The organism is Kribbella sp. CA-253562 (genome assembly GCF_050942265.1).
Lineage (GTDB): Bacteria > Actinomycetota > Actinomycetes > Propionibacteriales > Kribbellaceae > Kribbella.
In genome coordinates this window covers 3,340,899-3,364,132 of sequence record NZ_CP192049.1, presented here as the reverse complement: position 1 = coordinate 3,364,132, position 23,234 = coordinate 3,340,899, and the positions used below count along the sequence as shown (strand labels likewise).

Annotated in this window: 20 protein-coding genes; 8 read left to right on the top strand and 12 right to left on the bottom strand. The window is 70.8% G+C overall.

Features of this window, described 5'->3' with window-relative positions:
• Positions 1-26 precede the first annotated feature (26 nt).
• The gene (nadA, locus tag ACQPXM_RS15985) at positions 27-1,208 is read left to right on the top strand and encodes a quinolinate synthase NadA (protein ID WP_432949278.1); all 1,182 of its coding nucleotides are present in this window, start codon (positions 27-29) and stop codon (positions 1,206-1,208) included.
• Between the two features lie 289 nt (positions 1,209-1,497).
• Positions 1,498-2,148: a hypothetical protein gene (locus ACQPXM_RS15980; protein WP_432949276.1), complete on the top strand. Its 651-nt coding sequence runs from the start codon at positions 1,498-1,500 to the stop codon at positions 2,146-2,148.
• Between the two features lie 36 nt (positions 2,149-2,184).
• Here the strand turns inward: ACQPXM_RS15980 and ACQPXM_RS15975 are convergent, their stop codons facing one another.
• From ACQPXM_RS15975 to ACQPXM_RS15950, 6 genes are all read right to left on the bottom strand, one after another.
• Complete coding sequence (locus ACQPXM_RS15975; RefSeq protein WP_432949274.1) at positions 2,185-3,426, bottom strand: glycosyltransferase family 4 protein; 1,242 nt, start codon at positions 3,424-3,426, stop codon at positions 2,185-2,187.
• Positions 3,427-3,446: 20 nt separating this feature from the next.
• Positions 3,447-3,863 (bottom strand): adenylyltransferase/cytidyltransferase family protein, encoded by a 417-nt coding sequence (locus ACQPXM_RS15970; RefSeq protein ID WP_432949272.1) that lies wholly within the window; start codon positions 3,861-3,863, stop codon positions 3,447-3,449.
• Positions 3,863-4,609, bottom strand: coding sequence for a CDP-alcohol phosphatidyltransferase family protein (locus ACQPXM_RS15965; RefSeq protein WP_432949270.1), 747 nt, complete (start codon positions 4,607-4,609; stop codon positions 3,863-3,865). Before ACQPXM_RS15965 ends, ACQPXM_RS15970 begins: the two co-directional genes overlap by 1 nt.
• Positions 4,606-5,034: an adenylyltransferase/cytidyltransferase family protein gene (locus ACQPXM_RS15960; RefSeq protein WP_432949268.1), complete on the bottom strand. Its 429-nt coding sequence runs from the start codon at positions 5,032-5,034 to the stop codon at positions 4,606-4,608. The genes ACQPXM_RS15965 and ACQPXM_RS15960 overlap by 4 nt, the downstream gene beginning before the upstream one ends.
• 168 nt (positions 5,035-5,202) lie before the next feature.
• Positions 5,203-6,384, bottom strand: a complete 1,182-nt coding sequence (locus tag ACQPXM_RS15955) for a glycosyltransferase family 4 protein (protein ID WP_432949266.1) — start codon at positions 6,382-6,384, stop codon at positions 5,203-5,205.
• A 183-nt stretch (positions 6,385-6,567) separates the two neighbouring features.
• The gene (locus tag ACQPXM_RS15950; RefSeq protein ID WP_432949264.1) at positions 6,568-6,813 is read right to left on the bottom strand and encodes a hypothetical protein; all 246 of its coding nucleotides are present in this window, start codon (positions 6,811-6,813) and stop codon (positions 6,568-6,570) included.
• Between the two features lie 16 nt (positions 6,814-6,829).
• Here ACQPXM_RS15950 and ACQPXM_RS15945 point away from each other — a divergent pair, with 16 nt between their 5' ends.
• Positions 6,830-8,227, top strand: a complete 1,398-nt coding sequence (locus ACQPXM_RS15945) for a right-handed parallel beta-helix repeat-containing protein (protein ID WP_432949262.1) — start codon at positions 6,830-6,832, stop codon at positions 8,225-8,227.
• Between the two features lie 177 nt (positions 8,228-8,404).
• Positions 8,405-10,132, top strand: a complete 1,728-nt coding sequence (locus ACQPXM_RS15940; RefSeq protein ID WP_432949260.1) for a right-handed parallel beta-helix repeat-containing protein — start codon at positions 8,405-8,407, stop codon at positions 10,130-10,132.
• A gap of 77 nt (positions 10,133-10,209) precedes the next feature.
• Here the strand turns inward: ACQPXM_RS15940 and ACQPXM_RS15935 are convergent, their stop codons facing one another.
• The 3 genes from ACQPXM_RS15935 to ACQPXM_RS15925 are packed head-to-tail and all read right to left on the bottom strand — an operon-like array spanning position 10,210 to position 12,914.
• Positions 10,210-11,604 carry a mannitol dehydrogenase family protein gene (locus ACQPXM_RS15935; RefSeq protein ID WP_432949258.1) on the bottom strand — a complete coding sequence of 465 codons (1,395 nt, stop codon included), beginning with the start codon at positions 11,602-11,604 and terminating at the stop codon, positions 10,210-10,212.
• Complete coding sequence (locus ACQPXM_RS15930; RefSeq protein ID WP_432949256.1) at positions 11,601-11,903, bottom strand: hypothetical protein; 303 nt, start codon at positions 11,901-11,903, stop codon at positions 11,601-11,603. The genes ACQPXM_RS15935 and ACQPXM_RS15930 overlap by 4 nt, the downstream gene beginning before the upstream one ends.
• 27 nt (positions 11,904-11,930) lie before the next feature.
• Complete coding sequence (locus ACQPXM_RS15925) at positions 11,931-12,914, bottom strand: LacI family DNA-binding transcriptional regulator (RefSeq protein ID WP_432949254.1); 984 nt, start codon at positions 12,912-12,914, stop codon at positions 11,931-11,933.
• 147 nt (positions 12,915-13,061) lie between these two features.
• Between ACQPXM_RS15925 and uxaC the strand changes: the two genes are divergently transcribed.
• Both uxaC and ACQPXM_RS15915 read left to right on the top strand, forming a co-directional pair.
• On the top strand, positions 13,062-14,468 hold the full coding sequence (uxaC, locus tag ACQPXM_RS15920; RefSeq protein WP_432949252.1) for a glucuronate isomerase: 1,407 nt from the start codon (positions 13,062-13,064) through the stop codon (positions 14,466-14,468).
• Positions 14,469-14,509: 41 nt separating this feature from the next.
• Positions 14,510-16,021, top strand: a complete 1,512-nt coding sequence (locus ACQPXM_RS15915) for a right-handed parallel beta-helix repeat-containing protein (RefSeq protein ID WP_432949250.1) — start codon at positions 14,510-14,512, stop codon at positions 16,019-16,021.
• Here ACQPXM_RS15915 and ACQPXM_RS15910 read toward each other — a convergent pair.
• Positions 16,011-16,847, bottom strand: coding sequence for a helix-turn-helix domain-containing protein (locus tag ACQPXM_RS15910; RefSeq protein WP_432949248.1), 837 nt, complete (start codon positions 16,845-16,847; stop codon positions 16,011-16,013). The genes ACQPXM_RS15915 and ACQPXM_RS15910 overlap by 11 nt on opposite strands.
• Positions 16,848-16,975: 128 nt before the next feature.
• Here ACQPXM_RS15910 and ACQPXM_RS15905 point away from each other — a divergent pair, with 128 nt between their 5' ends.
• A complete protein-coding gene (locus ACQPXM_RS15905; RefSeq protein WP_432949246.1) occupies positions 16,976-17,716 on the top strand; it encodes an SDR family oxidoreductase in 741 nt (246 codons plus the stop codon).
• Between the two features lie 6 nt (positions 17,717-17,722).
• Here ACQPXM_RS15905 and ACQPXM_RS15900 read toward each other — a convergent pair whose 3' ends face one another.
• Together ACQPXM_RS15900 and ACQPXM_RS15895 are read right to left on the bottom strand one after the other, a co-directional pair.
• Positions 17,723-19,075 (bottom strand): O-antigen ligase family protein, encoded by a 1,353-nt coding sequence (locus tag ACQPXM_RS15900; protein WP_432949244.1) that lies wholly within the window; start codon positions 19,073-19,075, stop codon positions 17,723-17,725.
• Between the two features lie 10 nt (positions 19,076-19,085).
• Positions 19,086-20,711 (bottom strand): Wzz/FepE/Etk N-terminal domain-containing protein, encoded by a 1,626-nt coding sequence (locus ACQPXM_RS15895; protein ID WP_432949242.1) that lies wholly within the window; start codon positions 20,709-20,711, stop codon positions 19,086-19,088.
• A 234-nt stretch (positions 20,712-20,945) separates the two neighbouring features.
• On the opposite strand from ACQPXM_RS15895, the gene ACQPXM_RS15890 reads away from it, so the two are divergent.
• Positions 20,946-23,144 carry a LamG-like jellyroll fold domain-containing protein gene (locus tag ACQPXM_RS15890; RefSeq protein WP_432949240.1) on the top strand — a complete coding sequence of 733 codons (2,199 nt, stop codon included), beginning with the start codon at positions 20,946-20,948 and terminating at the stop codon, positions 23,142-23,144.
• Positions 23,145-23,234 lie beyond the last annotated feature (90 nt).

Genomic DNA, 23,234 nt, shown 5'->3' with positions numbered 1-23,234 from the left:
CGGCCCCGGCGTGCGACGATGTTGACGTGACGACGATTGCCGAAGGCGCGAAATCTCTTCCGCTGCTGTTCCTGGGCCGCGACACCGACCCGCACTCCGAGCGTGGCGTCGAGTGCCCGGGGGCGCTGCCGCCGGCCTCCGACCCGGACCTGGTCGAGCGGGCGCAGAAGGCCAAGGCCGCGCTAGGGGACCAGGTGTTCGTGCTCGGTCACCACTATCAGCGCGACGAGGTGATCCAGTTCGCGGACGTCACCGGTGACTCGTTCAAGCTCGCCCGGGACGCGGCGAACCGGCCGGACGCGCCGTACATCGTGTTCTGCGGTGTGCACTTCATGGCCGAGTCCGCCGACATCCTCACCAACGACAACCAGACGGTGATCCTGCCCGACCTGGCGGCCGGCTGCTCGATGGCCGACATGGCCCGGATCCAGCAGGTCGAGGCGGCCTGGGACGCGCTCGCCGACGCCGGGGTCGCGGACGTCACCGTGCCGGTCACCTACATGAACTCCAGCGCCGACATCAAGGCGTTCTGCGGCCGCAACGGCGGCGCGGTCTGTACGTCGAGCAACGCCGACGTGGCGCTCGACTGGGCCTTCCAGCAGGGCGAGAAGGTGCTGTTCCTGCCCGACCAGCACCTCGGCCGCAACACCGCGGTGCTGAAGATGGGCATCAGCCTGGACGAGTGCGTCGTCTACGACCCGCACAAGCCGGGCGGCGGCCTGACGCGTGAGCAGCTCGCGGCGGCGAAGATGATCCTGTGGCGCGGGCACTGCTCGGTGCACGGCCGGTTCACTCCGGAGTCGGTCGACGACGTCCGCGCGCGCGTTCCCGGGGTGAAGGTCCTGGTCCACCCCGAGTGCCGCCACGAGGTCGTCACCAAGGCGGACCTGGTCGGCTCGACCGAGTACATCATCAAGGTCCTCGACGAGGCCGAGCCCGGTACGTCGTGGGCGGTCGGCACCGAGCTCAACCTGGTCCAGCGGCTGGCCAAGCAGCACGCCGACAAGAACATCGTCTTCCTCGACAAGACCGTCTGCTACTGCGCGACGATGAACCGGATCGACCTGCCGCACTTCGTCTGGACCCTGGAGAACCTGGTCGCGGGCCACGTCGTCAACCCGATCAAGGTCGACGCCGACACCGAGCACTACGCCAAGATCGCGCTCGACCGCATGCTCGCCCTGCCGGGCAAAACCGCACGGGACTGAGGCGGAGGCGTCGCAGACGTCAGGGCGCGATCGAGGTCGCTACGCCGGCCCCGGGGCGCGCCGGATCCGGGTGCACGGGATCCCGGCTGCACGGGGGTCCGGGCTGCACCGCCTCCCGGGGTGCACGGGCTCTCGGGTGCACCGCCTCCCGGCTGCACCGCCTCCCGGCTGCCCCGGCTCCCGGCGTACGCCGGCTCCCGGGTGCACCGTGTCCGGCTACGGCGGCCCCAGGTGCACCGGACCCGGGCAGCACCGGCTCTGGGGCGCGCCCCCTCGGTAGAGTCGCCGGGTGAGTGACTCGGCCTATCACCTCGTGGCCACCGGCACCGATCTCGTTGACGCGATGCCGGTGGTCGACCGGTTGCTGGGACTCAACGGAGCGCCTGACCGGGTTCAGGTGGACGTCGAGTGCGAGACCGACAGTCACTCGCTCGAGCACTGGTTGTCGGCGGCAACTGTCGGCCGAACCACCACGGAGTTCCTCCTGCCGCCGGCGATGGCGGCGGAGCTCGAACCGCTGCTGGTGCCCGACGGACGGAAGCGGATCGGGGTCGGTGGTCCGGAGGGCGTCTACCTGTGGGTCGAACCGACCGACACCGCCGCTCTGGCCCGATGCGCCGACCTGCCGCCGGTGCCCGTCCGCGTGTACGTCGGAGGCCTTCCGCCGAGTGACTTCTCCTGGGACCTGATCGCACCCGCGCCCGCCCGGACGTTGGTGTACTGGGACGACTGCTGGTGGCCGCCTGGCCCGGGAATCCGGGGCGAGGCCAAGCATGCCGGCGTCGCCCTGGCCGTCAACGCGTCGACGTTGTGGGACCTCGAGCCGGGCCCGACCGGCTTCCGGGTGTACGTCGAGACCCGGCGGGACGACGTCGAGCTCGCGCGCCGGCTCGCCGCTGCCGCCAGGCTCACGGTGATCGGCGAGTCGGAGTCCCTTTGACGCTCAGGATCTGGTGACCAGCGCGTCGGCGTACGCTCAGGAGTTCGAGACCCGCGCGTCGGCGTACCAGCGGGCGAGCAACGCGGGCAGGCGATCCGGGCCCCAGCGGTCGACGGGGGTGATCCGGCCCTTGAGCGACGCCAGGCCCTTGGCCAGTCCGCCGACCACGTCGCCTCGCCAATCGACCACAACGCCTTCGTCAGGACCGACGATGACCGACGGGCCACCGCGGTCGACGCAGACGACCGGGCAGCCGCTGGCCAGCGCTTCGGTGACCGCCCAGCCGGCTGCTTCGCGCAGGGCGGGCGCGAGAAGTGCGTCGGCGCGCAGCAGCGCGGCCAGGACGTCCTCCCGCGGGAGCTGACCCGTGAACTCGACGCGGTCGCGGACGCCCAGCTGCTCGGCGAGGCGTTCGGCGCGGCGCCAGTCGGGGCCGTCGCCGACGACCCGGAGCTCCCAGCCCGCCGCCTCGGGACGCGCCAGCGCGCTGATCGCGAGCAGCAGACCCTTCCACGGGATCAGCCGGCCGACGAACAGCGCGGTCTTCACCCCGGGCCCGCCGAACGGCTCGTACGGGCCCGACGCACTCGCGAAGCGCCGGATCGCGACGTTCGGCTGGACGACGATCTCGTGGGCGTGCGGACCGAAGACCTCGGCCACATCGTTGTTCTGGGCAATCACCAGGTCGGCCTGCTGCGCCAGCTGCCGGCCGATCAGTTGCCGGGCGGCCCCGGTCCACACGCGCCGGACCAGCTCCCCGACCAGACCTTTGGTGCCCAGCCAGTGCGCCATCGACAGCGGCACGGCGGTCGATCCACCGATCGGGCCCCAGATCACCTTCGCCGTCGTCCGCCGCACGACGCCCGCCGGCATCCAGTCGACCGCGAACGTGAGGTGGTGGATCACGTCGAACGACAGCTCGCGGTGCAACTGCTCCGCCTTCCGCCCGGCCTTGCGCTGCCACAACGGGTAGTACCAGTACACGTCCGCGGGCCGGCGCCGCAGCTTGAGCAGGAACTTCGACAGCTCCAGCGGTACGACGGTCAGCCCCGGCACCGGCCGGACCGCGAGTTCCTCGGCGATCTCGTGCGCGAACTTGCCGCGGGTCAGCAGCCAGACGTCGTGGTCCTGCGCGGCCGCCTTGGCCCACGCCCATCCCGCGCCCGGCTCCGACCCACCCTTGGGCCGGCAGGCGTACGCGCTGACCAGGATCTTCCGCCGCGCCGGTCGGCCACCGGCCGGGGGCGAATCCGTCCCGCCGGTCGCGGAATCCGTCACAGGATCCGTCGCTGGGTCCGTCATAGGGTCCCCTCCAGCAGCCTGCGCAGGTCCGTGCTGGAGGTCGACGCGGTGTACGGGAAGTAGTGCACCCGGGCCCCCACCTCGCCGAGCAGCTTCTCCAGCCGCAGCCCCTTCTCGGTGCCCTTCCAGTCGTCACCCTTGAACAGCACGTCGTAGCGCAACTGCTTCCACAACTCGAACTTGTCGCTGGACCAGTCCTCGACCACCTCGTCGACGATGCCGATCGCGCGCACGACCTCCATCCGCTCGTCGTGCGGTACGACCGGCGGCCGGCCCTTGATCCGGGTCACGACGTCGTCCTCGACGACGCCCGCGATCAGGTGGTCGCAGTGCTCCCGGGCCCGGCGCAGGATGTTCAGGTGGCCGATGTGGAACATGTCGTAGACGCCCGGGGCGTACCCGACGACACCCATCAGCCCTGCACCGGCGCGGCCGGGACCGGCTGCAGCGCCGCCATCTCCCGGTACCACTTCGCGATCGCGGCCAGCAGGAACAGCAGGTTCGCCAGCAGCATCAGCCCGTACAGAGCGGTGAACACTGTCGGCCACCCGAAGGTGAGGAAGACCAGGCAGAGGATCCCGTAGTCGGTCGGCGCGATCACCAGCGACTTCAGCACCGAGTCGCCGCGCGCGTTGGCGGTCGAGGCCCCGTGCCGGCGGCGCAGCTGGTCGATCAGGATCAGCCCGAAGAACATCACCGCCGACACGCACAGGTACGCCAGCGGGACCAGCAGCACCAGTTCGTTGCTGAAGGCATCGAAGCGGTAGAGCGAGATCAGCACCGCCGAGTGCAGCAAGGCGATCTTCACGCAGTCGATCATGTGGTCGAGCCACTCGCCGAGCGGCGAACCACCACCGCGCAACCGGGCCAGCTGACCGTCGGCCGAGTCGAGCGCGTAGCCGAGCACCAGCAGCGCGGTGACCACCAGCGCGAGCGGCACACTCGGCTCGACCGTGGCGATCAGCACGATGCCGATCAGCGAGCACAAGCCGCTGGTCAGGCTGACCTGGTTGGGCGTCCGGTTGAGCAGGAAGGCACCGGCGGCCAGGTAGCGGCCGAGTTTGCGGTTCACGAAACGCGAGTACACCGGCGTACCGGCGGACGGCTTCTGTGCGCGCACGAGTTCGGCGACCACGTCGCCGTACGACCGGCGGCTCATGCGACGGAGCTGCGCGACTGCCGCTGGTCGATCGCGGCGCGCAGGATCTGGCTGCGGGAAGCGCGGCGGCTGGACAGCTCGCTGATCAGGCCGGCGGGAACCCCGTCCAGCTCGTCAGCGGCCAGCACTCCGTCGGTCCCGTCAGCGGCGAACACGGTCCGTACCCCCAGTACGCCGGTCAGCCAGTCGGCCTCGACGCCGTCCACCACGACCACCTCGTCCACGCAACGCAGCTGCTCGAGGATCTGCCTCCGCTCGACCACGGGGACGAACGGCCGCGCACCCCACGCCTGCAGCGCCCAGTCGTCGGTGAGCACGCCGACCACGAGCCGGTCGCACTGCTGCCGGGCCTGTTCCAGCACGTCGAGATGACCGACGTGGAACAGGTCGAAGACCCCGGTCAGATAACCGATGCGTTGCGGCACCCTGCGCTCCCCCACTGAGCCCCCGCGGACTCTTCCGGCCGCCGGTCCCCGCCGGCAGTCGACGTAACCCCCCACGCCTCCGCGCACTTTATACCGCGTGCTCGGTTCAGGCCCAGGCTCGCTCGGCGATCGCTGCTCCGGCAGGTACTCCTGGGGCAGGCGGCCGCTTCACTGGCCGGCCGCGTGCCGCGCGATCGCATCGGCGTAGATCCTCTCCGTGGCCGCCAGATCGCGCTCCGGGGTGAAGCGCTTCAGATAGACCTGGCGGGCTCGCTCGCCGCAGGTTACCGAAGTCACCGGATCAGTGACCAACCGCAATGCCGATCGCAACGAGACCGGATTGCCCGGTTCGGCCAGCGCACCGGTCACGCCGTCGTCGACGAGCTCGGCCAGGGCGCCGATCCGGGACGCGACCACCGGTACGCCGTGCGCGAACGCCTCCACCACGACCAGCCCGAAGGCCTCGTACGAACGTGCCGGTACGACGACGGCGCGGGCGCTCCGGACGACGTCCATGCTCTCGGCCCAGGGCAACGCTCCGAGCACGCGGACGGACGGATCGACCGCGGCGCGGGCGTCGGCCGCCGCGCGCAACGGCCCGTCGCCGACGACGACCAGCTGCCCGAGGGAGGAGTCCCAGGCCTCGAGCAGATCGGCGAAGCCCTTGTCCTCGGTGAGCCGGCCGAGGAAAACGACAGCCTCGCCGGGACCGGTCCGGACCTGCCCGGCGAACGCGACCGCGTGCGGTTTGACGACGATCTTGTCCGCCGGGAACCCGCCGGCGACGTACCGGGAACGGACGAACTCCGACGGCGCGATCAGCGTCGTGACGTAGCGCTGCCAGGTGCGCAGGCCCTGATGGGCGGTGATTCCGGCGACCAGCGGAAGGCTCTGCACGGTCGACTCGCGGTAGCAGCCGTGCACCGCTCCCCGCCACGGGATCTTGCCGACGCAGGACTCACACGGACGCCCGTCGCGCTGCAGTACGGCGTTCGCGCACATCAGGCGGAAGTTGTGCAGGGTGGCGACGACCGGAAGACCGGCCTTCCGGGTCGCGCGCAGCACCGACGGGCTCCACAGCGGGAACGTGTTGTGCACGTGCACGATCTCTGGACGCCGTTGCTGTAAGCGGAACGTCAAATCGCGTTCGGCCGAAAATGACCAGACGGAGCGGAACGGTAACAGCGCGCGATCTTTTCCTGACATCTCGGCGATCGTGTCGCTGTGCTGCTCGTACAGCTCGACACTATGTCCTGAGCTGCGCAGGAAATCAGCTGTTTGATCGACGACCGTGTTCTCGCCACTGGGTTGACCGGAACGATAACGGTTGTGCAACATGGCGACCCGCATGGCACCACCTTAGATGTGTCGCGGTGGTGACAACTGGTTCGTGGGGCCGCACCCGGGGGAAGTTGTACCGCGCGCCGATATCCCGGAGGGTGCTTCGAGAAGGACGTCGTCCAAGCGGCTGCTGCTCGCAGGTGTTGTCGCCACCGCCCTGGCTGCCGGTGCAGTCGCCTACCCCGTCGTCTCTCACCAGAAGAACGCGGCCACCGCGGGGAAGTTACGCGCCACCGACCAGAACGCCGGCGGCGGCACGGGAATCCTTCCGTCGCAGCGGCCGACGCGGAAGCCGACCGTTGTTCCGACCGCGCCGGCCACGACCCGGCCGCCGGGCACGGTGACCAGCCCGCCGCCGACCGTCGTACCGCCGCCGAAGCCCACGCCGTCGGCCCCGGCCAGTACGCCGACGCCTTCGGAGCCCACGGCAACGACCACCGGCAAGCCCGTCCCGGTGCCCGGCGAGGACAGCGCCGGACCGGCGTTCGCGGGCCCCTGCAGCGGCGTCACGATCAAGCCGGGTGACGACGCCCAGTCGGTCGTCAACGCTCACCCGGCCGGTACGACGTTCTGCTTCACGGCGGGTCTGCACCGGATCGGTCAGACCATCCGCCCGAAGGCCAACCAGACCATCGCCAGCGACGATCGCGCTGTGCTCACCGGTTCCGTGCCGCTGACCAGCTGGGCGCGCTCGGGCGCCGTCTGGGTGACCCGTGGCGCGCTGCCGCCGGCGTACGGGAAGGCCGGTCAGTGCGAGGACAACACCGCGAACATCTGCAGCTTGCGTGAGCAGCTCTTCCTGGACGGCAAGCACCTGACCCGGGTCGCATCGCAGAGCGCGGTCAAGGCCGGCACCTTCTACGCCGACTACGCCGCCGACGCGATCTACCTCGGCAGCGACCCGGCCGGCCGCTCGGTGGAGATGGCGAAGACCGCGACCGCGATCGAGTCGAACCAGCCCGGCGTGACCGTCCGCGGCCTGACCGTCGAACACTTCGCCAGCGCGGCCCAGTCCGGCGCGCTGGTCTCCGGCCCCGGCTGGAAGGTCCGCGCCAACGAGGTCCGCTGGAACAAGTCGGTCGGGCTGATGCTGGTCAACGCCGACAACGCCCGGATCGAGCGCAACCTGGTGCACCACAACGGCCAGCTCGGCCTGGGCCAGTACAGCTCGGCGAACGCGAACGTCACCCGGAACGTGATCAGCCACAACAACACCGACGGCTTCTGGATCGCCGACTGGGAGTCCGGCGGGATGAAGTCGACCCGCTCGTCGGGCACCGTCAGCGGCAACCTGATCCAGGCCAACCTGGGCGTCGGGCTGTGGGCCGACGTCGCCGACGACGGCCGGCTGATCAGCGGCAACCGGATCGTCGCCAACGCCGCGGACGGGATCCGGTTCGAGATCAGCCGCAACGGCACGATCGAGAACAACACGATCACCGGCAACGGCTTCGGCACCGGGCGCGGCTCGGGCACGTCGCTGTGGGACGGCGGCGGCATCAACGTGAACACCTCGTCGAACGTGACGGTGCGCGGCAACACCGTGATCGGCAACGTGAACGGCATCGCGATCCAGTCCCGGACCCGGGGCGACGGTCCGTGGGGCCGGTATGTGCTGCGCGACGTGCGCGTCACCGGGAACACCGTGGGCATGACCGGCGGCACGCAGGCGACCGGCATGGTGCAGAACTCGGGTGCCGAGGTGCCCGCCGGGGAGCTCGTGTTCAGCGGGAACCGGTACCAGCTGGACCGGCTCGCCGCGCAGCGGTTCGGCCGGTTCGGCACCAAGCTGACCGCCGAGGGCTGGCGCGCCGCCGGCCACGACACCGCCGGCAGCTTCCTGGCCGGCTGACCGGGCGGGTCGCGCCGCGGAGATGCTTGCGCCGCGCAACCGAGTACACGCCTGAGGCAACTTGATAGGGGCAAAACGCAACAGAATGTGTCGCGAAGGCCACGCTGGGTATTAGTCTGCCGGTGTAGTTGCACCGGGGGGTGCCGATGGAACAGTCACGCCCCGGAGGCCGACCAGATGAACAAACTAGTGACAGCGCTCGCCGCGACGACGCTCGGGACCGCGACCGTGGTGGCGGCGGTAGGCATGACCTCGCCGGCCACCGCCACACCGCCCGCGGCGCTCACCGCCGCGCCGTACGGGCCGTCTCCGACGCCGCCCCGGCCCACCGTGGTGCCCGCGTCGACGCAGGAACCGGTCGTGACGACTCCGACCGTGCCGAGCCCCACGTTCACGCTTCCGACCGTCGAGCGGCCGACCATCACGATCCCGACCATCCCGCGGCGGCCCTCGATCCAGGCGACCACGCCCTCTCCGACACCGACCCCGACGCCCACCCCGACCCCCGGCCCGCCGGTGAAGCCGGGTCCGTCCGGGGCGCCGGCGTGCTCCGGTGTCCTGGTCAAGCCGACCGACAACGCCGCCGACGTGGTGGACAACACCCCGGCCGGCAGCACGATCTGCTTCGCCGCCGGGCTGCACCGGATCGACCGGCCGCTGCGCCCGAAGGCCAAGCAGACGCTCGGCAGCGATCAGGGCGCCGTACTGACCGGGTCGGTCCCGCTGACCGGGTGGACCGCGGACGGCGGCGACTGGGTCGTGAAGGGCGTGCTGCCGGAGCCCTACCGCCAGATCGGGCAGTGCGAGGACAACGTCACCAACATCTGCCACCTGCGCGAGCAGGTCTTTGTCAACGGCAAGCACCTGAAGCGGGTCGCGTCCCGTGAGCTGGTTGTTCCTGGCACCTTCTACGGTGACTACGACAACAATGCGGTCTGGATCGGGGACAACCCGGCCGGGCGGTCGGTCGAGATGTCGAAGACTCCCACCGCGATCGACGGCGGGCAGGCAGGCGTCACCGTGCGCGGGCTGACCGTCGAGCACTTCGCCTCGGCACCGCAGGCCGGCGCGGTGGTACTGGGTGGGGGTTGGCACGTGTTCGCCAACGACATCCGCTGGAACCACGCGGTCGGCGCGATGCTGGTCAACGCCGACGGCGCCACGCTGGAGCGGAACCTGATCCGGTTCAACGGGCAGCTCGGCGTCGGGCAGTACAGCACCACCAACGGCACCATCGCCGACAACCAGGTCAGCGGCAACAACACCGACGGCTTCTGGATCGCCGACTGGGAGTCCGGCGGCATCAAGACCACCTGGTCCAACGGCGGCTCGGTCCGCGGCAACCTGATCAAGGCCAATCTCGGCGTCGGACTGTGGAGCGACGCCTACGACGACGGGCGCACGTTCAGCGACAACCGGATCGTCGACAACGCCGCCGACGGGATCCGGTACGAGATCGGCCGCAACGGCGTGATCGAGAACAACACGATCACCGGCAACGGCCTCGGCACCGGGCGCGGCTCGGGCCGGTCGCTGTGGGACGGCGGCGGGATCAACGTCAACACGTCGTCGAACGTCACGGTGCGTAACAACACCGTCGCGGACAACGTGAACGGCATCTCGATCCAGTCCCGCACCCGCGGCAACGGCCCGTGGGGGCTGAACGTGCTGCGCGACGTCGTCGTCACCGGCAACAAGGTGACGATGAAGGTCGGCACCGCCGCGACCGGCATGGTGCAGAACTCCGGCGCCGCGATCCCCACCGGCGAGGTCGTGCTCAAGGGCAACAACTACACACTGGACAGCTTGACCGCGGACCGCTTCCAGAAGTTCGGCCAGTGGTTCAGCGCGACCGAATGGCAGAAGGCGGGCTTCGACACCGAAAGCCAGTTCACCACCGGCTGAGAGCCCCGCCTGGGCGGGCGCAGGCACGGACGCACCCCGCCTTTCTCCCCCCGCGACCCGCCTCGACGGGGCGCGGGTCAGGCGGTCAGCGTGCTGACGTGGTCGATCAGCAGACTGCGGAAGGTCTGGTTCTCGCGCAGGGGTTCGGGGAAGACCGTTTCCACTGCCAGGAGGGCGTCCACCAGCGCGGTGGGCGTCGTCGCGTTGGCGGTGGCTGACTTCAAGCGGTCGGCCTGAGGGTCGTCGACGGTGGTGGCGCGGGCCACGTAGACCATCCACCCCGCGACGGCGAGGCTGGCCGAGTGGGGTTCGGCGCCGGCGGTTAGGCGGTCCTGGACGGTGCCGAGCAGGCGGACCGGAAGTTTGACCGAGCCATCCATCGCGACCTGGGTGGTGCGGTGCTTGAGCGCCGGGTTCGCGAACCGGTCGAGCACCGATTCGCCGTACGCCGTGAGGTCGAGACCGTCGGGCGGAGTCAGGGTCGGGACGACGTCGGCGCTGAGCAGTTCGCGTGCCGCCGCGGCGAGTTCGTCGTCGCGGACCGCCTCGGCGATGGTCTCGTAACCGCGCAGCGCGCCGAGGTACGCGAGCATCGAGTGGGTCGCGTTGAGCATCCGGAGCTTGGCCTGCTCCCAGGGCGCGACGTCCGCCGTGAGGACGGCACCGGCCGCGTCCCACGCCGGGCGGGCACCGGCGAAGTGGTCCTCGATGACCCACTGGAGGAACGGCTCCGCGACCACCACCGCCTCGTCCCGTACGCCGAGCAGCCGCGCGGCCTCGTCGCGGTCGGCGTCCGTCGTGGCCGGCACGATCCGGTCGACCATGCTCGCCGGGAACGCCGCCGCCTCGAACTGCTCCCCGCCGAGGCCCGCCGCGTCGGCGTACTGGTGCATGAGCCGCTGCAAGAACGGGCCGTTGGCAACTAGGTTGTCGCAGGACACGATCGTCAGCGGTTCGCCGGAACGCCGCGCGAGCCCGGCCGCGAGCTGCCCGACCACGGTGCGCGGCGGGCGGCCCGCGAGGTCCGCCTGGATCTCCGGGTCGGACAGGTCCAGCCCGCCGTTCGCGGCTCGATAGCCCTTTTCCGTCACGGTCAGCGTCACGACGGACACCCGCGGGTCGGCGATCCGGGCGACCACGGCGTCCGGGTCCTCCGGCGCGGTCAGGACTTCCCGGATGCTGCCGATCACGTCGATCGAGGTGGAGTCGGTCCCCCGCGTCAGTACGGCGTACAGGCCGTCCTGCGGCGCGAGCTGCTCCCGTACGGCGGCCGACCGCTGGCTGACGCCCGCGATGCCCCAGCGGGTCTCACCGGTGAGCTGCGCCGCCCGCTCGGTGAAGACCGCCTGGTGCGCCCGGTGGAACGCGCCGAGACCGAGATGCACGATCCCGACGGTCAGCTCGTTCGGGTCGACGGCGGGCTTGGTGGGGAGGTTGGTAAGGCTCAGGCGGTTCGAATCGGAGCGGTTCATGCGGTGACCTCCGTCGTAGCGGCGTGCGCCTGGATTTGGTCGAGCGTGGGGACGTGGCCGGTGCCGCCGAGGCCGCCGACGGACAGGGACGCTGCCGCGACGCCTAGCCGGACCGCGCCGAGAAGCTTGTCGCCGAGTACGAGCCGGGCTGTCTTGGCTCCGGCGGCTGCTGACGCCGCGGCGGCGTTGAGCGCGTCGCCGGAGAAGTTGAGTGTCAGCTGGGTGCCGGCGTCGAGGGGCTCGGTCGAGCTGAGTTCCACGAGAATCTCGCCGAGGACCAGCACGTCAGGCGTCACCATCAGCAAACCCTTCGGACAGTGGGCGGGTCATCGTGGCGGCTCGGCGGTGGAGGCTCGGACCATCAGGTCGCCTTGCAGGGTTCGGCGTTCGGGGGTGGTGGCGGGGTTGTCGAGCAGGATGAGCAGGAGTTCGACGGCGAGGCGGCCGGCTTGTTCCTTGGGGAGGCGGATGGTGGTGAGCGCGGGGCGGGCCATCGCGGCCATGGCGATGTCGTCGATGCCGACCACGCTGATCCGCTCGGGCACGGCGATGCCGCGCGCGTGCAGGCGGGCCAGCAGGCCGATCGCGACCAGGTCGTTGTAGGCGATCACCGCCGTGGCGCCGGTGGCGACGACCTGGTCGGCCGCGGCCATGCCGCCGTCGTAGTGCGGCGGGAAATGGCCGACCTCGATCAGCTCGACGCCGTGGTCGGCGGAGGCCTGGGACAAGCCCTGTCCGCGCTGATCGCTCGACCAAGAGGCCGCCGGCCCGCCGACCCAGGCGATGCGGCGGTGGCCCAGGGCGGCGAGGTGGGCGACGGCCTGGCGCATGCCGTCCTCGTGGTCGAACACCACAGCCGGCAGATCGTCCACCAAGCGGTTGAGCAGGACGACGGTGGTGTCGCCAGCGATCGCCTTCAGGTCGTCGGCCTCGGCGCGGGGCGAGCAGAGGACCAGACCGTCGACCTGCTGGGCCAGCGCGCGGATCAAGCCGATCTCCGCCGCGACGTCCTCGTCGGTGTCGGCGACGAACACGGCCGCATCCGCCGCTCGGGCCCGCGCCTGCACACCCTTCACCACGCTCGGAAAGAACGGATTGCCGAGATCCGGCAGCACCAACCCGAGGTTTCCGGTCCGGCCGGTGATCAGCCCGCGGGCGGCCTTGTTCGGTTCGTAGCCGAGGCTATCGGCGGCCGAGCGGACCCGCGCGCGGGTCGCCGGATTGACCAGGTCGGGCAGCGACAGCGCACGGGACACGGTCGAGGCCGACACCCCGGCCAGCCGCGCGACATCGCGAAGGGTCGCTGCCACGTGCACCTCCTACCTCAGCCCGGATCCAGCGTCCGCCGAGTGTGCAATCGCTTGCAACCCGCTGTCAACAACTCCTGCTCTTGTGCTTACCAGAGCCTACTGCAATCCTTTGCAGTGCCGTTGCAGTCCACGCTCTGGAGGAAACGAATGCCGAAGGCCCTGCAGCCCCATCCGGACCGTGCGCTCCCGGCCGGCGAGGCGCGCGAGCTCGCCCGTCGGATCCACGCCTCCACGAAGGACCTGCCGCTGCTGTGCCTGCACGGTCACGTCGACGCCGAGCTGTTCGCCGGCGACCAGCCCTTCGGCAACCCCGCCGAGCTCCTCGTCGTACCGGACCACTACGTCACCCGCATGCTGATCTCCCAGGGCGTCTCCCCCGACCGCCTCGGCCTGCCCCGCCGCGACGGCACCACGACCGCCGAGCCGCGCGAGATCTGGCGCGAGTTCTGCTCGCATTGGCAACTGTTCGCCGGTACGCCGAGCCGCTATTGGCTCGAGCACGAGTTCGCCGAGGTGCTCGGGCTGACCGTGGCGCCGTCGGCCGAGACCGCCGACCTGCTGTACGACGAGATCTCCGCCCGCCTGGCCGAGCCGGAGTTCCGCCCGCGCGCGCTGCTCGACACGTTCAACATCGAGCTGCTCTCGACCACCGACGCGGCCACCGACGACCTCGCCCCGCACGCGAAGATCGCCGCCGACCTGCCCGGCCGCGTCGTCCCGACCCTGCGCCCGGACGCCGTCGTGCACGTCGACCGGCCCGGCTGGAGCGACCTGATCACCCTGCTCGGCGAACGGGCCGGCACCGACACCACGTCGTACGCCGGGTACCTGCAGGCGCTCCGCCAACGGCGACAGGTCTTCATCGAGGCCGGCGCCCGGGCCACCGACCACGGTCACTTCAGCGCGAACGCGACGCCGCTGACCGACGCCGAGGCCGAGCGGATCTACGCCGACGCGCTGCGCGGCCAGGTGACGCCGGAGGACGCGCAGGCCTTCGCGGGCAACATGCTGTTCCAGATGGCCGCGATGTCCGCCGAGGACGGCCTGGTCATGCAGCTCCACCCCGGCGTACTGCGGGATCACCACCCGGGCATCCACGCGACGTACGGGCCGGACCAGGGGCACGACATCCCGGTGGCGACCGAGTTCACCCGGTCGCTGCGTCCGGTGCTCGAGCGCTTCGGGCACGCGGAGGGCTTCCGGATGGTGCTGTTCACCGTCGACGAGACGACGTACTCACGCGAGCTGGCTCCGCTGGCCGGGGTGTACCCGAGCGTCCGGCTGGGCGCGCCGTGGTGGTTCCTGGACAGCCCGGACGGAATGCGGCGTTTCCGCGAGCTGGTGACCGAGACGGCCGGCTTCTACAACACCTCGGGCTTCGTCGACGACACCCGCGCGTTCCTGTCGATCCCGGCCCGCCACGACCTGGCCCGGCGCATCGACGCGGGCTACCTGGCCGGTCTCGTCGTCCAGCACCGGCTGGAGGAGGACGACGCCTTCCAGATCGCCCAGGACCTCGCCTACAACCTGGCCCGCACGACGTACCTGAGCTAGCACTACAGTTGGGCGACTTGCTGCTGGGTGTGGGGGGATGGATGAAACGCGTCGCCGGGGTTGCGCTGGCCTTGGGTCTGTTGGTCGGCTGTACCGACACCGCGCCGGAGGCGACGCCTGATCCTCAGCCGAAGCCGACACCCGCGGCGCTCCCGGCTGCGGCCACCACCAAGCTCGGCGCGACCGGACCCAGTACGGCGCCGGCCTGCGACGGCGTCCCGATCGCACCGGGCCAGGATCCGCAGCAGGTGATCGACCAGAACCCACCAGGCTCGACCTTTTGCTTCGGCAAGGGCCTGCACCGGATCGCCCGCGCGATCCGCCCGACCGAAGGCTCCACGCTGGCCAGTGGCGCGGGCGCGGTGCTCACCGGCTCGGTCACGCTGACCGGCTGGCAGCGCGACGGGCAGCACTGGGTCGTCCGCGGCGTGCTGCCCGCGCCGTACAAGCTGAAGGGGCGGTGCGAGGACGAGCGGACCAAGCCCTGTCAGCGCGGTGAGCAATTGTTTGCCGACGGCAAGCATCTGACCCGGGTGATGAACCGCGCGGCGCTGACGCCCGGCACGTTCTACGGCGACTACACGGCCAACGCGGTGTACGTCGCCGACGATCCCGCCGGGCACCGGTTCGAGATGTCGAGGACCGAGACCGCGATCGAGAAGTCCGCGCCGCGGGTGACCGTGCGCGGCCTGACCGTCGAGCACTTCGCGAGCCGGCCGCAGGGCGGTGCCGTCCAGGTGGGCACCGACTGGACGGTGGAGGCGAACGAGGTCCGCTGGAACCACGCCGTCGGCATCATGGTGATCGAGGGCGACCGGGCCACCGTGCGCCGCAACACCGTGGCCGACAACGGACAGCTCGGCGTCGGGCAGTTCCGGTCGGCGCAAGGGCGGATCGTCGAGAACCTGATCACCCGCAACAACACCGACGGCTTCTGGATCGCCGACTGGGAGTCGGGCGGGATCAAGTCGACCCGCTCGTCCGGCGAGGTGTCCGGCAACGACCTGGTCGCCAACCGCGGGATCGGGATGTGGAGCGACATCGCCGAGTACGACCGGCGGATCAGCGCGAACCGGATCCGCGACAACGCCGCCGACGGGATCCGCTACGAGATCAGCTACAACGGCGTGATCGAGGCGAACGTGGTGGAGAACAACGGCTTCGGCACCGGGCGTGGGTCCGGGCCGAGCCTGTGGGACGGCGGCGGCATCAACGTGAACACGTCCGCCGACGTGAAGGTGGTCGGCAATCTGGTCCGCGCCAACCGCAACGGCATCTCGGTCCAGTCCCGCACCCGCGGTGAAGGCCCGCGTGGCCGATACGTGCTGCGCGACGTACTGATCGAGGGCAACCAGGTGGTGATGGACGAGCAGACCGCCAGCACCGGCGTCGTGGAGAACAAGGACTCCCCCGCGCCGGCCTCGGTCCAGTTCCGCCGCAACACCTACCGGATCGGCGACCGCAACGCCGAACGCTTCGCCTACAAGGGCGCCACGATGACCTGGGAGCAGTGGCAGGCCGCCGGTTTCGACACGGACAGCGTCACGGGGTAGCAGCCTGCTCCTGAGCCGCGGTGGCGGCGAGCGTGCCGAGCAGGCGGACCGCTTCGGCGCTGCTCGAGCCGGGCTCGGCGTGATAGACGACCAGTTCCTGCCCCGGCGCCGACCGTACGTCGAAGGCCTGCATCCGCAACGTCAGCTCGCCGACCGACGGATGCACGAACCGCTTCGTCTCGAGCGTTTTGCCGCGGGCGTCGTGCCGCGGCCAGAGCCGCCGGAAGTCCTCGCTGCGTTCCAGCAGCGTCGCCAGCACCGCCCGGACGCGCGGGTCGTCGGGTGCCTCACCGTGGCCGAGCCGGAACCCGGCGACCGCGTTGACCGCGACGGTCGGCCAGTCGGCGTACAGGCGGCGCGCCCGAGGCTCCAGGAAGATCAGCTCCATCATGTTGCCGGAGTAGCCCCCGAACAGCGCGTCGGCGATCGAGTTGCTCGCCAGCAGGTCGAACGCCCGGTTGCAGACCAGCGCCGGGTTGTCGGGCCAGGCATCCAGCAGTTGCAGCAGGTTCGGGTCGACCCGGTCGGTGACCACGGCTGAACGCGGGCGGGGAGCGAGCCCGCCCAGCCGGAACAGGTGCAGCCGGCCGTCCTCGTCCAGCCGGAGTACCGCGGCCAGCGCGTCGAGCACCTGCGCGGACGGGTTGCTCTCCCGGCCCTGCTCCAGGCGGACGTAGTAGTCGACGCTCATGCCGGCCAGCAGGCTGACCTCCTCGCGACGGAGTCCCTGCACCCGGCGCAGCCCGCTGGAGGCCAGTCCCGCACTCTCCGGTGAGACGAGCGCGCGACGGCTGCGCAGGTAGTCGCCCAACGGTGTCGATGCCATGCCGATCAGCCTATGAGCGGTCCGGCCGGCGTGCCTGGTAGTAGCACTCCCAGGAACCCGGCGGTCTCCCGGGCGCCGTTCGAACGCCTGAGGATCGGTGGTGACCCCGACGAACTCAGGAGAACCCGATGAACACCACCACCCCAGAACCCAAGGTCGTCCTGGTGACCGGCGCCAGCAGCGGCATCGGCGCCGCCGTCGCCGAGCACCTGGCCGCGATCGGCCACCATGTCGTCGCCGGCGCCCGCCGGGTCGACCGGATCGCGGACCTGGTGGACAAGGTCCGCGCCGCGGGCGGCAGCATCGAGGGCCGCGCGCTCGACGTGACCGATCGCGCCGACGTCGAGGCGTTCGTCGCCGCCGCGGTCGACCGGCACGGCCGGGCCGACGTGATCGTGAACAACGCCGGCGTGATGCCGCTGTCGCGACTGGACCGGCTGCTGGTCGACGAGTGGGACCGGATGATCGACGTCAACGTGCGCGGTCTGCTGCACGGCATCGCCGCCGCGCTGCCGGTCTTCCAGCGCCAGGGCAGGGGCCACTTCGTCACCGTTGCCTCGATCGGCGCCCACGAGGTCGCCGCGAGCGCCGCGGTCTACTGCGGCACCAAGTACGCCGCGTGGGCGATCACCGAGGGACTGCGGCTCGAGGTCGACCCATCGATCCGGGTCACCACCGTCTCCCCCGGCGTCGTCGAGTCCGAGCTCGCGACCACGATCACCGATCCCGGCGCGCAGCAGGCGATGGTGACGTACCGGGCCGAGTCGATCCCGGCGTCGGCGATCGCGGAAGCCATCGCGTACGCCGTCGAGCAGCCGGCCGGCGTCGACGTCAACGAAATGGTCATCCGCCCCGCCCGGCAACGGTGATCTGCCTCAGCGCGGGCTGCTCCCCGGCTTCGGCACCTTCGGCTGCTGCTGAACCGGCAACAGCAGCGGCAGCGGCTCGTACGGTTTCTGCTGGGCGGCGGCTCTGGACCGCTGGCGTAGTCGGTCGGAGTCACAGACCGCCGCCGCCACCAGCAGGTGCAGCGTCATCGAGCTCAGGTCGGACAGGCCGCTCTCGTTCAGCGAGGCGACCGAGACGTACCCGAGCAGCACCGCGCCGCAGGCCTTCACGTACGGCGTGGGCGCGCGCAGCACGGAGATCCAGGCGACGATCATCGCGATCCCGACGATCGTGACGGCGAGCAGCCCGGTCTCCCAGTACAGGCCGAGCCAGCTGTTGTCGATCGCCATCACGTCGATGTCGCCCTCACCGCGGCGCAGCAGGACCCGTTTGTTGCCCAGCCCGTGGCCGATGATGGCGGTCTGCAGCGAGACCTCCTCGTCCAGCACGTACTGCCAGCTGGTGGTCCGGCCGCTGAGCGAGGCGATCTGCCGGGTCCCCTGGCCGCGCAGCAACCAGGTGTGCAGCGACGGCACCACCAGGAACATCAGTCCGACCAGCCCCGGTACGCCGAGAGTCAGGATCCGGCCCATCCAGGTCTTGCGGGTCAGCAGCAGGGCGAGGACCAGCCCGAACGCGATCGCGGCGGCCGCCGTACGGGTCCGGCTCAGGGCGACCAGGACCAGGCCCGCGCCGATCAGGGCGGTGGCCGGGATGAAGGACAGTTTCCGGGCCACCAGCGCGACGATCGCCAGGCCGAGCATGATCGCGCCGACCTCGCCGACCCGCGGCGGCAGCATCGGGATGATGACGCCTTGCAGGCGGAAGCCGGTACCGAACGAGGACAGCGGCCGCCAGGCCTGTTCGGGCACGTAGATCACGCTCAGCAGCACGGTCGCGGCCAGCAACGCGTGGGCCCACAGGTGTGCGCGGATCAGCCGCTCGGGCACCTGGATCAGCGGTCGCCAGAGCAGGAACAGCAGGATCAGGCCGATCATCAACCGGGCCAGCCGCAGCAGCGGCCCGGTCGGATCGGCGAGCAGGAAGCCGGTCGCGGTGGCGAACAGCACGTAGACGACGTACAGGTTGGTGACCGGGCTGATCCTGGTTCGGAAGCCGGGCCGGGTGGCGGCCAGAACGACGAGGAAGATCGCGCCGAGCAGCGCGCCCTTCATCAGGCTGTTCGTCGAGCCGGTGGTCCCCTGCGGCGCGGCGGCTCGCGACGACCACGGCTGGACGCCGAGCACCAGCAGGCACCACAGGATCATCCAGAACAGCGTCGGCTTCTCGCTCACCTTGGTGGTCGTGGTGCCCGGCACCACCGGCGCCGTCAGGGTCATCGCCGCACCGTCAGCGCATCGGCAGCGTGGACGAGGAGTCGGCCGGCTTGAAGTTCAGCGGGATGCCGAGCGTCTCGTCGTGCGGCGACGCTCCGATCAGGACGACGCCGAGCACCGGCGCACCGGCGAACGCCAGCGCGGCGGTCAGCCGGCTGACGTCGGTGTCCTTGTCGTGCCCGACCTGGACGACCAGGATCGAGGCGTCGACCGCGGCCGCCAGCGGGGTGATCCCGTGCCGGCCGACCGAGGCGGGGCCGTGGATGACGACCGAGTAGCCCGGCGGGAGGTCGGCGACGATGCCCGGCACCAGCGACGGGCCGACGGCCAGCGCGGTCTCGTCCTTCGACAACCCGGGCGGCAGCACGTACAGGTCGGCGACCGTGCCGGGCCGGAACAACTTGCGGGCCCGGACGGCGCGGGTGGGCGCCGGTTCGGCGACCAGGTCGGTCAGGCCCTCGTGGTCGGTGACGTGCGACAGCACCGGCGTACCGCCGAGGTCGGCGAGCACCAGCAGGGTCTCGCGGCCGTCGCGCGCGCTGGCCTCGGCCATCGCGAGCGCGATACCGGCCGAGTTCGGCGTCGGGGAGGACGAGACGACCAGCAGCGCGCCGGCGCCGCTCGCGCCGATGCCGCGCGGGTTGAGCTCCCGGCGGGCCAGCGCACCGCTCGCCTCGGCGCCCAGCGCGGTCAGCTCGGACGGCGGCAGCTGCGGCGCGGCCCGGCGCCAGAACCGGCGCTTGCCCAGCGCGGCGGTGATCACCGGCGCACCGGCGGCCCGGGCGGCCTGGTCACGGGTGAGCACGAACGGGCTGAGATGGGTGCTGAGCAGGGCCAGACCGAAGCCGAGCACCAGGCCGAGGATTCCGCCGACCAGGATGTCGCGGGACACGATCGGTGACGAGGTCGCCGCGTCCTTCGTCGCCGGGGTGACCAGCTCGCTGCTCGCGCCGACGCCGGACAGCGCCTTGCGCATCGCGGACGCGTCGTCGGCGGCCTGCCGGGCCTCAGTCGCCAGGCCGACCCGCTGGTCGCGCAGCGCGGCCGCCGTCTGGGTGTCGCCGCGGGCGATCGCCTCGGAGATCTGGCTGACCAGGCTCTTCGACTGGGCGGTCGCCGTCCGGGACCGGTCCTGGGCCTGGCCGGCCAGCGTGGTGAGCAGGGCCTTGGCCTCGTTGCTGCGCTGGGCCAGGTAGATCCGGGCGATCGCGTTGGCTCGCCGTACCGCCTCGTCGGCGGTCGGGCCGTCGATCATGATCAGGTACGCGTTGTCGGTGACCGCCTTGACCCGGGTTACCGCGGCCAGCGACTGCACCGATTCGTCGCTGGTCGGCAGCTCCAGCGACTTGGCCACCTCGCGCAGCAGCGCCGGACTGGACATCACCCGGGCCTGTGTCTCGGCCGGCAGGTCCATCCCCAGCGGGCCCGTCTTGTCCGCGCCGGTGGGCAGCTTGCCGACCAGCGCCGGAGGCACGGCCGGACCGATCACCACCTGGCTGGACGCCGTCCAGCGCTCGGTCTGGGACAGGGAGAAGACAGCCGCGCCGACGACGCCGAGCAGGACGCAGCCGAGGATCAGCCACTTGTGGCGCAGCAACGACTGCGCCGTGTCGCGCCAGACCACTGTGCCCGGTTCCATCCGGTTCCCCCTCCTCGCGAGACCATCCAGCCTCGCTCGACCACCCGGCGTCCGTGCCGCCGCGAAAACCGGTTCACGTCTGGTCACGCTTGGTGATCGGCTCCTGCCGCAGCACAGGATACCGGGCGCTGCCCACTCGGCGCCTTGATGCCCTACTCTCGTCCCGGGGTCCGGGGACCGAGTACTTCACACAGCGCCGTCACGGCGTACATGTCCAAGGGGGGACATCGCGGTATGAACAAGAGATGGCTGTTCGCGCGCCTGGCAGTGGTCGGCGTGCTGCTGACCGGGATGCTGGCACCGACGCCGGCCCAGAGCATCAGCGCGTCGTTGTCAGCCGAGCACAGTCCGGTCTGGCAGACCAACGGCAGCGTCCAGGGCCTCGCCGTGGCGGCAGGCAAGGCGTACGCCGGCGGCCGGTTCACCAGCGTCCGCCCGCCGGGCTCTCCGCTGGGCACCAACGAGGTCGGGCAGGCCTACCTGGCCGCCTTCGACGCCACCACCGGCGACCTGGTGGCCGCCTTCAACCCGGTGCTGAACGGCCAGGTGTACGCCGTCGCGGCGTCGGCCGACGGGTCGCGGATCTACGTCGGTGGCGACTTCACCCAGGTCAACGGCGTGACCCGCAACCGGATCGCCGCCTTCGACACCGCCACCGGCCAGTTGGTCACCACCTTCAAGCCGTCGGTGTCGTACCGGGTCAAGACGATCGCGGTCTCCGGCAACACCGTGTACTTCGGCGGCTCGTTCGGCCTGGTCAACAACATCGAGCGGCTGCGGCTGGCCGCGGTCAGTGCCGACCTCGGCACCTTGTTGCCGTGGGCACCGGCTGTGAACGGCGACGTGTACGCCGTGGACGTGGCCGACGACGGCTCGAAGCTGTACGCCGGTGGTCAGTTCAGCACCGTCAACGGCACCAACCAGAACACGGTCTCCAGCCTGGACCCGGTGACCGGCGCGGTCCTGCCGTTCCCGGCCGCCTCGGCGGTCCCGCCGCCGAACGGTTCCTGCACCACGCGGGTGAAGGCGATCGACGCCAGCGGCGACAAGGTCTACTTCGGCAACGGCGGTGACGGCGGCGGCTGCTTCGACGGCACCTGGGCCGCGGACATCGCGACCGGTGCGCTGATCTGGAAGAACCAGTGCCTGGGCGCCACCGAGGCCGTCAAGGTCGTCAACGGCTGGCTCTACAAGGGCTCGCACGCCCACGACTGCGCCTACAACGGCGCGGGCGGCTTCCCGCAGGGCTTCGGCTACCGCTTCCTGCTGACCGAGTCGCTCACCGACGGCACGATCGGTCCCTGGTTCCCGAACACCAACGCCGGCCCGCCCACCGAGGTCGGCCCGCTGGCGTTCGCCACCGGCGGCTCCGACCTGTGGGTCGGCGGCGACTTCACCACCAGCAACGGCACCGGCCAGCAGGGCCTGACCCGGTTCACCAGCACCGGCCCGGGCGCGGCTCCGGCCAAGCCCGCGAAGCTGACGCCGTACAGCGTGCGGCCCGGTCAGGTGGAGATCCACTTCCCGACCGTGGTCGACAACGACGACAGCACGCTGACCTACCGGCTGCTGAAGGGCTTCAGCAACACCACGATCGCGACCTGGACCGCCACGTCGACGCCGTGGGACAAGCCGTGGCTGCACTACACCGACACGGCGGCGACGCCGGGCGAGGTGACCAACTACCGGGTCGAGGTGACCGACGGTACGACGACGCTGCGCGGCAACTACTCCGACCCGATCACGGTCGCGAGCACGACCTCCACGGCGTACGACGAACTGCTGAAGGCCGACGGCCCGCAGGCGTACTGGCGGCTCGGTGAGGCCGTCGGCACCACCGCGTCGGCGGACTCCTCCGGCCAGAGCAACAACGGCACCTACAACGGCATCACGCTCGGCACCTCGGGAGCGATCGCCGGCGACACGGCGGGCACGACCAGCTCCACCGGCCGGATGGTCGGCGAGAAGGCGTACAGCATGCCGCAGCAGTTCACCGTCGAGGCCTGGGTGAAGCAGACCATGCTGCGCGGTGGCCGGATCATCGGCTTCGGCAACTCCAAGACCGGCAACAGCGCCGACGGCGGGGACCGGATGCTCTACATGCGCAGCAGCGGCGCGATCAGCTTCGGTGTCAACGACGGCACCCGGCGGGTGCTCACCAGCGCGTCGAACAAGAACAACAGCCAGTGGCACCACGTCGTCGGCACCTACGCCAACGGCACGATGAGCCTGTACGTCGACGGCGTGTTGGCCGGCAGCCAGAGCGTCGGGACGGCCGCGCTGTACTACGGTTGGTGGCGGATCGGTTACGACAACACCAGCAACTGGTCCGGCGGCGGCGCCACCCAGACCGGGATGGCGATCGACGAGGCGGCCGTGTATCCGTACGCGCTCACCGCCGGACAGGTCCAGGCGCACTACGACGCACGCTGAGCGGACAGTCAGCCTGCTATAGCACAACGTGATAACGCCGGCGGGAGGTCGCCTTCCGGATGATCTCCCACCACCGCTAGATTTCGCGTG